17 protein-coding genes are annotated in these 13,881 nt (G+C 34.8%); 13 read left to right on the top strand and 4 right to left on the bottom strand.

Annotation, left to right across the window (positions count from 1 at the left end; genetic code table 11):
• Window positions 1–258 (top strand): hypothetical protein (locus CF599_RS19730; protein WP_216821875.1); only part of this gene is annotated, 258 nt, incomplete at its 5' end.
• A 113-nt stretch (window positions 259–371) separates the two neighbouring features.
• Window positions 372–1,259, top strand: a complete 888-nt coding sequence (locus CF599_RS13380; RefSeq protein ID WP_121966518.1) for an AraC family transcriptional regulator — start codon at window positions 372–374, stop codon at window positions 1,257–1,259.
• A 19-nt stretch (window positions 1,260–1,278) separates the two neighbouring features.
• Here CF599_RS13380 and CF599_RS13375 read toward each other — a convergent pair whose 3' ends face one another.
• A complete protein-coding gene (locus CF599_RS13375; RefSeq protein ID WP_121966517.1) occupies window positions 1,279–1,911 on the bottom strand; it encodes a TetR/AcrR family transcriptional regulator in 633 nt (210 codons plus the stop codon).
• A 1,055-nt stretch (window positions 1,912–2,966) separates the two neighbouring features.
• On the opposite strand from CF599_RS13375, the gene CF599_RS13370 reads away from it, so the two are divergent.
• The 7 genes from CF599_RS13370 (at window position 2,967) to CF599_RS13335 (ending at window position 9,777) form a co-directional block, all read left to right on the top strand.
• Complete coding sequence (locus CF599_RS13370) at window positions 2,967–4,247, top strand: gliding motility-associated C-terminal domain-containing protein (protein WP_121966516.1); 1,281 nt, start codon at window positions 2,967–2,969, stop codon at window positions 4,245–4,247.
• A 522-nt stretch (window positions 4,248–4,769) separates the two neighbouring features.
• Entirely contained in the window at window positions 4,770–5,117 is a 348-nt protein-coding gene (locus CF599_RS13360) for a hypothetical protein (protein WP_121966515.1), read from the top strand.
• A 205-nt stretch (window positions 5,118–5,322) separates the two neighbouring features.
• Window positions 5,323–6,090, top strand: coding sequence for a TSUP family transporter (locus tag CF599_RS13355; protein ID WP_121966514.1), 768 nt, complete (start codon window positions 5,323–5,325; stop codon window positions 6,088–6,090).
• A 1-nt stretch (window position 6,091) separates the two neighbouring features.
• Window positions 6,092–7,231 (top strand): hypothetical protein, encoded by a 1,140-nt coding sequence (locus CF599_RS13350; protein WP_121966520.1) that lies wholly within the window; start codon window positions 6,092–6,094, stop codon window positions 7,229–7,231.
• A gap of 9 nt (window positions 7,232–7,240) precedes the next feature.
• Complete coding sequence (locus tag CF599_RS13345) at window positions 7,241–7,930, top strand: SMI1/KNR4 family protein (RefSeq protein WP_121966513.1); 690 nt, start codon at window positions 7,241–7,243, stop codon at window positions 7,928–7,930.
• 412 nt (window positions 7,931–8,342) lie between these two features.
• Window positions 8,343–9,059: a hypothetical protein gene (locus tag CF599_RS13340; protein WP_121966512.1), complete on the top strand. Its 717-nt coding sequence runs from the start codon at window positions 8,343–8,345 to the stop codon at window positions 9,057–9,059.
• Between the two features lie 4 nt (window positions 9,060–9,063).
• A complete protein-coding gene (locus tag CF599_RS13335) occupies window positions 9,064–9,777 on the top strand; it encodes a DUF1963 domain-containing protein (RefSeq protein ID WP_121966511.1) in 714 nt (237 codons plus the stop codon).
• Window positions 9,778–9,798: 21 nt separating this feature from the next.
• Here CF599_RS13335 and CF599_RS13330 read toward each other — a convergent pair whose 3' ends face one another.
• Complete coding sequence (locus CF599_RS13330) at window positions 9,799–10,431, bottom strand: DUF3267 domain-containing protein (RefSeq protein WP_121966510.1); 633 nt, start codon at window positions 10,429–10,431, stop codon at window positions 9,799–9,801.
• Between the two features lie 143 nt (window positions 10,432–10,574).
• Here CF599_RS13330 and CF599_RS13325 point away from each other — a divergent pair, with 143 nt between their 5' ends.
• The 4 genes from CF599_RS13325 to CF599_RS13310 all read left to right on the top strand — a co-directional run bounded on the left by CF599_RS13325 (window position 10,575) and on the right by CF599_RS13310 (window position 12,425).
• Window positions 10,575–10,868, top strand: a complete 294-nt coding sequence (locus CF599_RS13325) for a co-chaperone YbbN (RefSeq protein WP_121966509.1) — start codon at window positions 10,575–10,577, stop codon at window positions 10,866–10,868.
• Window positions 10,869–11,105: 237 nt separating this feature from the next.
• Complete coding sequence (locus CF599_RS13320; RefSeq protein WP_121966508.1) at window positions 11,106–11,453, top strand: hypothetical protein; 348 nt, start codon at window positions 11,106–11,108, stop codon at window positions 11,451–11,453.
• A 140-nt stretch (window positions 11,454–11,593) separates the two neighbouring features.
• Window positions 11,594–12,004, top strand: coding sequence for a helix-turn-helix transcriptional regulator (locus tag CF599_RS13315; protein ID WP_121966507.1), 411 nt, complete (start codon window positions 11,594–11,596; stop codon window positions 12,002–12,004).
• 13 nt (window positions 12,005–12,017) lie between these two features.
• Window positions 12,018–12,425 (top strand): hypothetical protein, encoded by a 408-nt coding sequence (locus CF599_RS13310; RefSeq protein WP_121966506.1) that lies wholly within the window; start codon window positions 12,018–12,020, stop codon window positions 12,423–12,425.
• A 53-nt stretch (window positions 12,426–12,478) separates the two neighbouring features.
• Here CF599_RS13310 and CF599_RS13305 read toward each other — a convergent pair whose 3' ends face one another.
• The gene (locus CF599_RS13305; protein WP_121966505.1) at window positions 12,479–13,075 is read right to left on the bottom strand and encodes a hypothetical protein; all 597 of its coding nucleotides are present in this window, start codon (window positions 13,073–13,075) and stop codon (window positions 12,479–12,481) included.
• Window positions 13,076–13,141: 66 nt separating this feature from the next.
• On the bottom strand, window positions 13,142–13,759 hold the full coding sequence (locus CF599_RS13300; RefSeq protein ID WP_121966504.1) for a hypothetical protein: 618 nt from the start codon (window positions 13,757–13,759) through the stop codon (window positions 13,142–13,144).
• Window positions 13,760–13,881 lie beyond the last annotated feature (122 nt).

Raw genomic sequence — 13,881 nt, 5'->3', positions numbered from 1 at the left:
AAACGCTCTGTCCTGCGCCAGCGCAACGATGTGGATATTGTTTGTGGAAATACTGTGTGGATATTGACGGCACGGATTACTCTGCCAACACGCCACCTGTCCCATTCACTAAAACTGTCTACAGGACACTTTTTAAACGCTCTGTCCTGCGCCAGCGCAACGATGTGGATATTGTTTGTGGAAGTGTATACCATGCCTGTTGGCACTACATCCACAAAAAACATTATGTATCAATGGGACGGAATAAGGATTGCGTAGCGTGTGTGTGCGGAAGAAGATAGTTTTTAGTAATATTGGCAAAATATTAGCTATAGGCTATTGATAATGATGTATTTATTTTATAAAATTTGCTTTAATTATTCAGGTTAAAAATGTCAAAGCCATCTATTGAAATATTGAACAACTATCAATATAAGAAGTTGTTTCTGCCTCACTTAGACGATAGTTACTTAAAGAACGATAACAAGATACAAGTATATCGTCTAGAGGACTATCTACGAGGTATTCTAATGCCTGTGATTCCGTATAGAACGACGTTCAACTTTTTGATTCTGTTGACTAATGGGGATATGACACAGTATTTAGATAGTGGTGCTTATACGTTATCTAAGAACGAAATTATCAATGTTAAGAATGGTAATATAACAGCGACTTTATCTCTATCAGATGATATTAAGGGATACTTCGTGGTATATGAGAATGACGTGATTACAGATATCTCGCTAGGGGCAAATGACCTGAAGTTCTTCACGATGAATCCTTATGTCAAGCTTAATGAAGTCAATGCAAGTTGGGTCAGTCGAATCTTAGACCTGTTAGAAGAAGAGACATTAAGTGAGCAGAGAGATATAGAGATTTGTGTTACGCTACTGGAGACAGTGCTGATGAAGGTGATCCGTGTGGATATGGAGAAAAAGACACCGATGAGTAGACAGCTTGATATTGCGTTTCGCTTTAGAGAGTTGGTGCAGAAGTTTCACATTGATCATAAGAATGTACTGTTCTATGCTAATCTTCTCCACATCTCAGAGAATTATCTGAACAAATGTGTCAAGGAAGCAACTAATAAGCCCCCTAAGCAGTGGATTAATGAGATTAGTATCCTGCACAGTCAAATCTTGTTACAAGATAAGTCACGTGATATAGCAGGGATTGCTTTTGAGTTGAAGTATAACTCTCCGTCTTATTTTACGCGACTATTTAAGAAAGTCACAGGGTATTCACCTAGTGATTACCGCAAGCATAAGTTTATCTTATAGTGATAAGATGTATGACGAACTATAGTCCCTCATACATCTTATCTACCATCATATTCATCGCATCTTTAATCTGCTGTCTACCTTGTTCGCTTTTTAAGTCTATACCACAGAAGTATCTACCATTATGCTCAGTATATAGGTTCAGGTAGTATGCTCCAGATACTAAGATAGCCATCAGAGCACGATAGTCTGTTGCTTTATCACCAAAGAACTTGTCTGAGACGTTTTGGAACAGGAGTTCTCCTACTTCCTCTTGTTTGTTCACGATATTTTTAAGGGAATCTCTTTCTTCTGAGAGTTGCCATATGAGCAACTTCTGAAACTCTTTGTTTTGTTGTACGAAGTCAAACTGTTCCGCTAGCAGTGCTTTACCTATTTCTTTTCCTCCATCTTTAGTGGCTTCACTGAGTAGATTCTCAGGATCTACATTGTTCCAAAAGTATTGAGAATTGATATATTCATCTAGGAGTTGATCTACACCACCGAAGTAATTATAGATAAGCTTTTTGTCTAATCCAGCAGTAGCAGCGATGTCATTTACCTTTAGCCCGACATACCCTTTTTCTTTCAGAATAGTCCCTACGGCTTTAAGTATTTCCTCTTTGCTTTTTTCTTTATTTCTCTCTCTTGTTTTACCTGTTTTTTCTGACATAATAACTAAGAAAATATTTTTACTCAAAAATACAATAAAATAAGTCACTGTTTAGTGATTTGTGCTATATTTGCCGTAGATATAAGCCCTTTTAGGATATGAATACTTACGTTTTAAGACAGGTAAGTAGGGGTATTGCTAATTAAAGACTGTTAGGGTAAGTAAATTCATAATTAAGATGTTATATAATGATCAAATTAATACTACTAGTTTTAAGTGTTTTATATTCATTTATTATGAGTGCCCTACACTATTTATTTTAGGAAGGTCGAAAGATATTGAAAATACATAATTTGTCGGATTATCCATTTGTTGCTTGTTAGAAATTATCCAGTTAATGCATGCGTTAACTGGAGTTTTCTTGAATTAAAAGAGAAATTACTACAGCATCATATTTAGTATAATAGGGAAGTAGTGTCAAAATAAATGAAAAAGAAGATTAGTCGTAAGCGCCAAGTGTCATCTGATACTTGGCGTTTATGTTTTATAGAGGTAGATAAGTGTTTTATTTCTTTTAAAAACAGTGGAATAAGGGGAAATAGTTAAAAAACAGATTGTAAAAATGATAATATAAGAAAAGTAGTGAATAATCACATTTGGTGATTGTTTGTTGATTAATATGGGCGTACTTTAACTCTTAATCGCTAAGCGTGTTGAATAGGAAGTATTTTGTGTAAAGTACTCACGTCAAGTGAATAAATGGTCTTTGCTAGTTCTTCTTTGTAAATGTTATTATTCGTATTTAAGTGTGTTTTTATTGGATATTTATTGATAATTATGTATAAGTTTTTGCTGTATGTTGGATATTGTTTATTAGTTGGTATTTTTGTATAGATATAATTAAGAAAAGATTGAGAGTCATTTGTTAAGGTTTAAGAGGGGATATAAAGTTTGGTTGAGTACTATTTACCACTTGTTTTTTGTATATTTAAAATAATTGGTACAGTTTTTGGCTACAGACATAATATAAGTTTATTATTCAATATCTTAAGCTAAAATAAGGAATGATATTCATATCAGTATTGATCTATCAATAAAAAGAAAAAAAGTTAGTTATGAAAAAGAAGAATATCGGTTTACTAATTCTTTCTGCTGTGCCGTTTGTAGCATCTGCTCAGACAGTTAATGAAGGAATATTCGCTGTACTACCAGGTACTGAAATGGGAACCATAGCGGAGTTTATTAATGAGAAGTCAGGTGATTTTACCAATGATGGTACTGTTTATTTCTTTGATGATTTTAGAAATGATGGTATTTATAGTATCAGTAAAAATGCTAAAACAGGTAAAGTAGTTTTTAGTAGATATGAGAATGAGTCTGGTGTACAGACTATATCTGGTAATTCATTCACAGAGTTTTATGATGTCGTGTTAAACAATCCACAGACTGCAGGAGCTTTTGACTTAAAGGCAAATATAGATGTGTACGGAACGATGGACTTTCAAGATGGAATCGTGAAGATAGATTCTACTCTTAATAGTACAACAGGGCTTACCCAAGGAATGATTAGTTTTCAAAAAGGAGCTAAGGCTATAAATGCTAGTGATAAGAGTTTTGCTGATGGTGAGATAGAGAAGATAGGTAATGATGAGTTCTTGTTCCCTCAAGGGAATAAAGGTAACTTCAGATATGCTAAAATCTCTGCTCCTAGAAGTGATAAGTCAACTTATGTAAGTAGATATGTCTATGATGATAAGCGATTCTTTGAAGCACGTAAAAATAAGACAGGTGTTATAGAAGTGTTAGATACTGATGAGTTTTGGTTAGTAGATAAGGGTAACAATACAGAAGGTGATATCCTATTGACATTAAGTTGGAATGAGACGACTACACCTAGAAATATATTAGGTAGTCCTGAGAAAAACTTACACATCGTACGTTGGGATGCATTTAATCAAATATGGGTTGACGAAGGAGGAGTAGTGGACATCGCTAATAAAGAGGTGACTACTGCAACAGCTGTTAAAGGATATGGATTCTTTACATTAGCAACTGTTAATAGTAATATACTAAATGAAGGAGATGTAGTGATCTATAATGCTGTATCACCTAATGGAGATGGTAAGAATGATTACTTTATCATTGATAATATTACTCAATTCCCTAATAATAAAGTTCAGATATTTAATAGATGGGGAGCTAAAGTCTACGAGACTAATAACTATGATAGTAATGGTAACGTGTTTAAAGGAATCTCTGAAGGCACAGGAACAATTAGTAAAAACTCTAAATTACCTACAGGTACTTACTTCTATGTTATAACATATGAGTTCTCTGATGCTAAAGGATCTAGAGTGATTAAGAAATCAGGTTACTTACATTTAGAAAATGATTAATAAATAATACGAACAAGTTTGACATAAACTGTTTTAAATCAAAGCACCAACGAGAGTTGGTGCTTTTTTTATTTGAGTGAGTCCATAGTGAGTCCATAGTGAGTCCATAATGAGTCCATAGTGAGTCCATTAGAACAGCCTTTTTAATGGAGTCACTATGGATACACGATGCTGTCACTGTGCTTTCATATGAAATTACAGAGCGGACTCATAGTTTACTATATGATAAGCGTGTTTTTAGTATATTTGATTGGTATAGAGTACGTAGTCAATCTGTAGGCAAAGTTATTAGTATGAAATATATTGTTAAACCCACATTACGCATTAGCCAAATACTACAAAGCAATTCTACTTTATAGCTCTTTCACTAGCTCTAAAACCATACTATAGTATGCTTTTATCACTACTTCAGACCTATTTTGTATAATTACTTTTCGTTTATATGTCTATTGCATAATCTGGGTTAAAAATATCGTTTTAGGGGGAGTTTTTTTCTTCATTATATTTTACAGTCCTTATGTTATGGGAGTATCTACTTCTGTCAGGTGTAGTGTGGGTATGATAGCGAATGATAAAAGTAAGAAAGTGTATACTACGAATGAATTAGTAGCAATGGAGCAAGGAGCTAATGTCATCAGATATTCGACAGAGAGGTTTTCTTCAAGGTATATTATGAAGGGGCGGAGAATGTCTTTACAACAATATTTTTATGATAATAAGCATAATAGGGATACTGTTAATTATACTAAAATAAAGGAAATAATACGGTCTAAAACAAAAGATTCCCTACAGACAGATTGGTACTTAAACAAAGGTAAAGTGTGGATACTGATAGGACAATACTCTTCTAAGAAAGGAGTGGATTATTAAAACACATAAACTTATGTGTATTAGTAGTCCCCCTCCACATAAAAAAGTATAACCTTTTGCTCTGTTTTGTACAATTTATTCGTAGTATTGGGCGAGTGCGGAATCTGGGTTTAAATGTTATCTGCAGATTTAAGGTATAAAAAGTTAGCCATTGTCTTTAGAAGGTTAAGTAATACTTCTACATTTGTGCACTTATACTATATCGATGGAATTAGACATTTTATTGTATTTAGGTATAGTCGCTTTCTTTGCAGGATTTATTGATGCTGTAGCAGGAGGTGGAGGCCTAATACAGACACCTATGGGGTTAGCATTGTTACCCCAAATACCCGTTTCTTCAGTGATTGGTACACTTAAAATACCTGCATTCTCAGGGACAGCTATTGCCGTAAGACAGTATATGAAAAAGGCGAAGGTCAACTGGATGTTTTTTGGCTTGTTAGCATTGATCTCTTTTGGGAGTGCATTCTTAGGATCTTATACCCTTACTGTGGTCAATAATGACTTTATGAAACCACTTCTATTAGTCATATTGGTTGCCTTATGGATATTCACTTATATCAAAAAAGACTTTACTAGAAAAGCCATTACAGAGATCACCGATAGACAGAAGTATGTCTGGGGAGTGACTATCTCTGTGGTAATAGGATTCTATGATGGGTTTATCGGGCCTGCTACAGGTACATTCTTTATTATGGGATTTGTCTTTTTGCTAGGGTTTGACTTCTTTAAAGCTTCTGCTTACGCGAAGTTGATTAACTTAGTGACCAACTTCGGTAGTATCTGTTTGTTCCTATTAAAAGGAGCTATTATATGGAAAGTAGCGATCCCGATGGCTGTGTGTAACGGTCTAGGTGGGTACTGTGGTGCGAAGATGGCTATCCTTAAGGGACAGCAATGGGTGAGATATGTATTTTTATTTATTATGTTCGTAGCGATATGTCGCTTCGGATATGAAGTTTGGTATAATTAATATGGAAAGAGATAAACCGTTTTATCTGTCGCTAACGGCAGAGAAGAGTCATAAAGTAAAAGTAACTGCTGGACAAGGGCGTTTTGCCATCGGTACGAAGGGCGTGACAGCGTCTAAGTGCGATGCGCTAGTAGAAGTAGGAGATAAGATTAACTGGGAGGTATTTAATGAGTTTCAGGTTCCTGCAGGGGGCAATTGGCCTCGTGTGATGCAGTATCACGGTGATGACACTTCGTTTATTCAGTGGAGTGCTACTCGTGTGATGGAACAGCTAGACTGGACTCCCTTAGACTGTGCAGAGGCAGACTTTAGTACAGCTGATATAGGGCAGTTAGTCGTCGTGATCGATAAACCTATCCGCTTAATATTAGGCAAGGGGGTAAAGGAAGTATTCTTTAGAGGAAATATCAATAATCTAATCTTAGAGAACTATGAACACCTAGAGGCGTTGTCTTTCTCGTTTGCTCATGATGCTGCATCTCCCTTGAAATTACAAACATTTAAGACGACAGCACATATTAAAGATGTCAGTATTCATACCAAGGTAAATGGAGAACCGTTTGACTGTAGTAGTTTAGCGCAGTTTACTAATCTAACAGCAGTAGCGCTATCAGGAAATGTATGTAATCTAGGAGAATTAAAGCAGTTCGAGGGTTTAGAAAGCCTTGAGTTAAGATATGTACCTAGTTTAGAAGGAATCCCTGCTTTAGCGAGTTGGGCTAAGTTAAACTACTTTATCGGTTGGAATATAGAGGAGAAAGGCGGTAAAGAATTAAAGAAACAATTAGCTGCATTAGAACTAGAGAGAACCTTTAAGTATGCGTCAGTTTCTAATCTAAAGAAGTTAGAGTGGTTTATAACGGAGTTTAGTATTCCATTCAGCTCTTGGCAAAGCAAGAATAGTAAAGTGGCTGTAAAAGCGTATAAAGAGGCTTTAAAGGCAATCAAAAAAGGAAAAACCAAGGACGATATTAAAGAAGCAATCAAAACGTTGATAGCCGTGATTAATACCTTGCCTAATATAGAGACAGAGGAACGCGAAGATACAGGAGATGCTGTGATGCAACTGTTGTCTTTTAGTCCGATAAAGATAGAAGAGGAAGAGGCGAGTAAGTGGTTTGACGAGTATAGAGATTTTTAGTTAGAAGCGATGATAGTAGTAGAATTAGAACGGAAGTACAACATAGTTTATCCTGAGTTGTATAAACAGTTAGAACAAGATAAGATGCTTGATGTAGGGGTATATGGAGCTACGTGGTACGCGGAGACATTCCCTAAGTTAAAAGATAATCCTACTTTACTGCTATTCAGTGATGACTTTGAACTATGTCCTGTGGCTAGTGTGGCAGGGGAAATAGACTGGCTTAGAGATCCGGAGAACTATATGGCGATCAAGGCAGAGTACAGCTTTATTCCCTTTGCTAAGAATGGAGCAGGGGATATGTACTGCTTTCTGATGAGTGAAGAAGTAGAGGGGGATTATCCTATCGTATTTGTATGGCACGATGATATCGAGGCTACTTATGAGGCGAAGAACCTACGCGACTTTATCTTTAAGCGGATCGTATCTGATATGAGCCTTCTAGATACGTATAACAATGTATCTGATGAAGAGTTCTTAGATAGTGTAAGCGCTACGCTAAAGACACACAGTCGTTATCTATCAGTGGATAAAGTAACACTATTAGAAGAGTTATCGAGACGTCCGTTGATTGATTATGACAATGAGAGTTATGGTGAACAATGTAGAGGACTGCTCACTGAAGAGGAGTACAAGGAGATTATCACGAAGCACATTCCTTATGAGAAGATGAATGTATCATTTCCGTACTCAGAATAAGAAAAAAGTATAACCTTAAATCTGCAACTACCATTTACTGCGAATAAATTCTACTTTACATAGCTTCAATTAGCTCTAAAACCACACTACAGTGTGCTTTAATCACTAATTTTGCTCTGTTTTGTACAATTCATTCTCGTTTGAATGCTATCTGCGGATTTAAGGTATAAAACTTAACAACTTAAAAGAAGAGGTTGTTTATTTAGATAAAAATAAATAATAATATCTTGCTATATGTTAAAATAATTAATTATATTAGTAACTGTTAAGAAAACATAGAAAGTTTATTATTAGTTCGCATAAAAAGCAGTCACCTATTATTAGATGACTGCTTTTTTCATTTATACCTATTCATAGCAAGTTCTGTTTCCTATTTGTTTTGTATATTTCGCCTTAGAAAAAGAACATTATAATGACTATAAACCTATATCCTAAATTTGAAGAAGTATTCGTAGATGATACTTTAAAGGGAATCTTTTATCCGCTATGTACTGTAGAGCTATCCTCAGGCAAGAGTGTACATTTCGTCTCTCATAATGGTCTCTGGACAGACTACGAGAGTAATTCTGATCAAAATACAGAAGAGTATTATCGCTTCACGCTATGTGAGGGCAAGTATGCCTTTAGTGGAGATATCACTATCTATAAAGGACATAAGGTAGCTAAAGCAATACAGTATGCCTTAGAACAGGAGTTTTGGAACAATGAAGACTTTTACTTTAAGACTAAGCTGTCTTTAGCAGATTATACAACGAGAGTGATACCTTTAGTGGCTGACTTAGCTGATGATGATCTTGATTTAGATAGTTATATAGAGTTCTTTTATGCCTATTCATTTAATAAATTGGTGTTTCTAAAGACAGGGCAATTCGGAAGATATAAACAGTTAATAGATGGCTTTAGTAAGGCTACCCCTAGTCAGTATGTGTATCAAGAGGGAGATGAGGACTTCGATGATACGATGAGCATACAGTACTTTGATGAGATGTTACCTGATACATTGAGTTTTGCTAATTATAACGCTATAGGAATGACTATTGGTTATCAGTTTTTTGCAGATGGTAATGACTGCGCACTTTACTACAGTGAAAGTGAAGAAGCAGTGATCTGCTTTAATTCTTATTCGTAAGAAGATGAAAACATTAGAGCAATTAAAACAAGAGATAGCACGATCTGCTACGGCATTTGATGTAGGAGGTTTTCGCCCATTAGATACTATAGAGGAATCTTGGATAGCACGTGTCTCAGCGTATAAAGAGGATGAACTCATTCCATTAGATGATAAAGGGAAAGAGATGATCCCCCTGCTACAACTATACTTGCCTAATCTACCTTATGTACCCAAAGCATTAGAAGGTATTCAGCTACTGACGGTATTTATGTCTTATGAATATCCTGATCAATTAGAGCCAATGGGCAGTAAGTGGTTAATCAGAGAATACCGTTCGTTAGAAGAGGTTGTGCAAAAGGAATTAAGCAATAAAGATTCTATCCTTAAGGCATTTCCTTTAAAGCCAAGATTAGTGACTACAGATTATCCTATTTGGGATGGAGGAGGATTAACGTTAGAGCAAGAAGATAGAATCTGTGAGATGGAGAACGATGGAGAGATAGAAGGCTACTACGAGGAGTTCGAAGGCCATAGTTATGACACTAAGTTGGGCGGTTATCCTTCATACTGCCAATCGGGAATAGGAGTGGATGAGGGGTACGGAGAAGGGTATGAGTTCGTATTTCAAATCTCTACTAACGAGAAGGCGAATCTAAATGTAGTGGATAATGGTAGCTTTATGTTTGCTCGTAATGCAGAGAGTGGGGATTGGAGTATATACTATGATTTTTATTAGAATATAACTATAAAAGACAGCTTATCGGCTGTCTTTTTTTGGTTCTTTCAGTAGATAGTATCCCGCTTCACTAGGGTGATCTTGTACCCAAGTGTCTTTATCTTCTTTATAGATAAGGTAGATGATCATAAAGTCTCCCATAGCTGCCATAGTGAAATAGATAGCAAATAGCAGTAATCCGAAACTACCAATAGATATAGCGATTATAGAAGGTATAAAACCTAGTATAATGGCAGGCATAATGGCTCCTATGCTATAGGCTCTGACTTTTAGCGGTTCTTTACAATGGCAATATGGAGTGTGGTACTGTTTTAGAATTCCAAACTTCATAGAACGGAAGCCTCTTTTAGCAAAGATAGCCCACGTAGCTCCGTGTATAAGTTCGTGTGCTATGACTCCTATAACCATTACTGCGATATACAATAGACAATATCCTATCACTACTAGTGGGTGAATTCCTTTTAGCGCATCTATGCTGACTAGTTTTCCCCAAACTAAATAGTATGGAACTATATTGACAATAGAGATGGGAATAATACTCAGTAACGCATATCCATTTGCTTTTCCTAAATCAATGGTCTTCTTTTCCATTGTATAATCTTCAAAACCTTCAGGTTTAGCGTCTTGATTAGAGGTGCTTGTGTTATTTTCCATTGTAAGTGAGTTTTAGAGTATGTGCAAATTAAGAAAAAAAACAATAAAATGTGCTTTGTGCTGTTTAATCTACCATTCGTATAGGACTGTTCTATCTGTCTATCTCTAGTTTTGTTCTAGTCAAATAATAAACAGAACAAGTGATGAATTTAACTGATATTTTAAAAGAAACAGACAAGCCCGTATTGTTACAATTTTATGCAGATTGGTGTGGACCTTGCAAAATGTTGACAAGGATAATAGATGAATCGATGGAAGAGATTACACAGTATGTCAAGTTGCAACGTATAGATGTAGATCAGCATCAGGAGATATCTGCACAGTTTCACATAAGAGCAATACCCACTATGGTATTAGTAGATCTGGCCGGTGAAGTAAAGTGGAAACACACAGGGATAATGGAAGTAAGGGATATCGTAACTGAGATTAGTAAGTAAACTTATGAATTAACCTTGTCAGATATACTTATTAAGTATTCAAGGCAATCTTTGCAATTTATATTATGAAAGCAAGTAGTATGTCTGAGCTACTTGCTTTTTTTGTAATAAGGGTTTGATTAATAGATTGATATAGGGTGATTAAAAGAGTAAAAAACTATCAAATATTTTTTTTAAGAACAATTTAATTAGTAATTTCACTTATAAGTGAAATAGTGTAAGTACATTTGTCTATAGATGGAGTATCATTTAGTTAAGATTCCTAATTTAAGTAATAGCAATATTACAGTGTATACACTGTTAAATATTAAGACAGGCCTTACTCTGTTTGATGACTTTATTAATGAACATAAGGTTAATTACACAGATGAACTTAAAAGTATAGTGAAGAGAATTAATTCTTTTAAAATTGTAGGAGCGAGGTATGACTATTTTAAACACAATGAGGGATCATTAAGTGATGGAGTATGTGCGTTATATGATAGCCCTAATTCTAACCTTAGGTTGTACTGTATAAGGTATGGAACTAGTATGATTATTCTTGGTAGTGGAGGGTTTAAGTCTAAAGCGACTAGGGCTCTTTAAGAAACACCGAAGTTGCTAATAGAGAATAAAGTAATTAGAGAGTTATCAAAGGAAATAGAAATGAGGAGAAGAAATAATGATCTTATTATCTCAAAAGATTTTTTATCAATAGAAGGAGATATAATTTTTAATCTAGAATAATGAAGAACACAATACAAATACCTAATGTACATCATAGTGATATTCTAGATGATTTTTTATCTACGATATCAACTGAAGAGTTTGAAGAAACTACTTCCAAGATGAAGATTGCTGCATATATAGCTGATGCGATGAAAGCAAAAGGTATAAATAAAACTACTCTAGCCAAATTATTGAACCAAAAGAATAGTGTTATTACTAAATGGTTGAGTGGAACACATAATTTTACTACTGACACATTAGATAACATAAGTAAGGTATTGGATATTACTCTAATTGCTAATTATAATGAAGCACCTGTTCTAATGGATAAAAAGGAGATTAAGAATGAAATACCCTATGGAGAAAGAAATTATAAGAATAGACCCTTATCTAATTTTTCATTTGCTAAGGATTATGAAATAATATAACTATTTAGAGGTGATGATTGACTTTCAGATTGATAGAATAGAGTTAGGAAGATTTAGTCTTACTAATGAAGCGCTTGCTTATAGTGATAATATATTTGAGTTTAAGTTAGATATAGAGCATCGTTTTGCGTTAGACGAAGAACTTATTTTAGTTGTTTTACAAGGACATATACTATCTAGTGACAAGGTAGAGCTAGCTGTGGTAGAGGCAAATATGTTTTATAAGGTTCCTAACTTAAAGAACTTTGAGAATAAGAAGGAGCAGATTATGGAACTACCCGCAGAGTTTATTACGATGCTTCATTCAATGTCAGTAAGTACATTAAGAGGGATTATGTTTAGTCAATTTAGAGGAACTAATCTACATCATGCAATATTACCTGTATTAAATCATACATCAGTCAAAGGCGAAAATAAATAAACTAATAAAGGAGCTCATCGAGCTCCTTTATTAGTTTATACACGTTTATGTTACTAAGGTTTTATCTTGTATTCAAATGCTATACGCAGATACTGACCTTGTATATCTTTAAGATGATCATACTTTATATTATAGTTGTGTAGACCTATAGGTACATACGCATGTAAGTAATCTTCTTTTACTGTGTTTTGAATTCTATCAATTCCCTTTATTTTGTAGAAAGAAGAAACGACAGAGAGGTTTTTATTGTCTTTAGATAACGTTGCAAACAAATAAGGGGTACCATCGCCAAGTACTATATTAATCTGATTATTTTTAATACTAGTAGCGAAGGCTTTATTCTCACCTGTTGCGATGTATATCTCTAGTCTATCATTTGAGATCGTAAAGGACACTGGTTGGTCCTTTCTTACTTGCTCTTCCCATTCAGTTTCTAATCGCTCCGTTCCTTTGTCCGTGACAGCCTTTTCTATAAAAGTAGATTGCTGTAGGATGACTCTAGAGGAGAATAAGAAAATCCGTGGGGTTGACAAATCGACAATTGATTCTTCTATAGGAGGAGTAGTTTTGAGATCATCACTACTACATGCACCTGTTGAAATCCCTATAAATAAGGAAAATATAAAAGCTCTTAACGGATTACTTATCATTAGAATTAAGGTGTTTGATAAGACTAAAGATAATGATATTTAGTTAATATATTTTGTTTTCCTCTTTTAATTTGGAGATACAGTATTATTGTCATCTGCAAATGATTTGCCACAGCTATGGCACACGCCCTTAGTCGGATCAGTATCATCCTCTTGTGTTTCCCAAATATAGGTTGCTCCACACGAGCATTCGATGACATAAAACGGTTCGTGGTCAGCATCACTTTTAAACTTGTGAAATATACCAAAGTCCAAATCAAGTTTGCTTAGTTTCTTTAAGTCTTTCTTTTTTATTACCCCGATGTAGTAAGCCTCATCACCACGTTCTAAGTTATAGATGGTATAGTTCTTAGGTAGTTTTTTTCGTATCTGATTAATTAGGTAGGCAAGTGCCTCACTCTTCTCTATTTTTTCTTTCTTGATGGCTTTAGATACCTTCTTGTCCAATTTCTTTTCATTAAGAGCAAATTCTTCTCCTAATGTACTCATCCTTCTAATAATAAACGATATAGCGTCACTATCTAAATGGGCGTGTTCACAGTCAACTTTAAACAATACGTCATTCTTTAACAGGTAGTTGAAGATAGCATCTTCTTGGATAGTGTCTTTTGTGTTTTCTAATACACTGGCTAGTTCTTTGCTTGAGAGCAATGCATGTAATACTTGTTGATTAGCTTTTTTCATAATGGTTTTGTTTTATAGAGTTGCATTATTGTTAGCTGTAAGGGACAAGAAATCTTCCTCCAAGATACAAAATAATTTAGGTAAGAAATGTTAATAATGAGAATATTGTTTCTTTTACAATT

The sequence above is a fragment of the Myroides sp. N17-2 genome (assembly GCF_002286775.1).
Classification (GTDB): Bacteria; Bacteroidota; Bacteroidia; order Flavobacteriales; family Flavobacteriaceae; genus Flavobacterium.
This window is presented reverse-complemented; position numbering and strand designations above follow the sequence as displayed.

Excerpts from the sequence above, each read along its gene's own strand:
- CF599_RS13380 (WP_121966518.1), top strand. The coding sequence starts at position 372 with ATGTCAAAGCCATCTATTGAAATATTGAACAACTATCAATATAAGAAG.
- CF599_RS13375 (WP_121966517.1), bottom strand. The coding sequence starts at position 1,911 with ATGTCAGAAAAAACAGGTAAAACAAGAGAGAGAAATAAAGAAAAAAGC.
- CF599_RS13370 (WP_121966516.1), top strand. The coding sequence starts at position 2,967 with ATGAAAAAGAAGAATATCGGTTTACTAATTCTTTCTGCTGTGCCGTTT.
- CF599_RS13360 (WP_121966515.1), top strand. The coding sequence starts at position 4,770 with ATGGGAGTATCTACTTCTGTCAGGTGTAGTGTGGGTATGATAGCGAAT.
- CF599_RS13355 (WP_121966514.1), top strand. The coding sequence starts at position 5,323 with ATGGAATTAGACATTTTATTGTATTTAGGTATAGTCGCTTTCTTTGCA.
- CF599_RS13350 (WP_121966520.1), top strand. The coding sequence starts at position 6,092 with ATGGAAAGAGATAAACCGTTTTATCTGTCGCTAACGGCAGAGAAGAGT.
- CF599_RS13345 (WP_121966513.1), top strand. The coding sequence starts at position 7,241 with ATGATAGTAGTAGAATTAGAACGGAAGTACAACATAGTTTATCCTGAG.
- CF599_RS13340 (WP_121966512.1), top strand. The coding sequence starts at position 8,343 with ATGACTATAAACCTATATCCTAAATTTGAAGAAGTATTCGTAGATGAT.
- CF599_RS13335 (WP_121966511.1), top strand. The coding sequence starts at position 9,064 with ATGAAAACATTAGAGCAATTAAAACAAGAGATAGCACGATCTGCTACG.
- CF599_RS13330 (WP_121966510.1), bottom strand. The coding sequence starts at position 10,431 with ATGGAAAATAACACAAGCACCTCTAATCAAGACGCTAAACCTGAAGGT.
- CF599_RS13325 (WP_121966509.1), top strand. The coding sequence starts at position 10,575 with ATGAATTTAACTGATATTTTAAAAGAAACAGACAAGCCCGTATTGTTA.
- CF599_RS13320 (WP_121966508.1), top strand. The coding sequence starts at position 11,106 with ATGGAGTATCATTTAGTTAAGATTCCTAATTTAAGTAATAGCAATATT.
- CF599_RS13315 (WP_121966507.1), top strand. The coding sequence starts at position 11,594 with ATGAAGAACACAATACAAATACCTAATGTACATCATAGTGATATTCTA.
- CF599_RS13310 (WP_121966506.1), top strand. The coding sequence starts at position 12,018 with ATGATTGACTTTCAGATTGATAGAATAGAGTTAGGAAGATTTAGTCTT.
- CF599_RS13305 (WP_121966505.1), bottom strand. The coding sequence starts at position 13,075 with ATGATAAGTAATCCGTTAAGAGCTTTTATATTTTCCTTATTTATAGGG.
- CF599_RS13300 (WP_121966504.1), bottom strand. The coding sequence starts at position 13,759 with ATGAAAAAAGCTAATCAACAAGTATTACATGCATTGCTCTCAAGCAAA.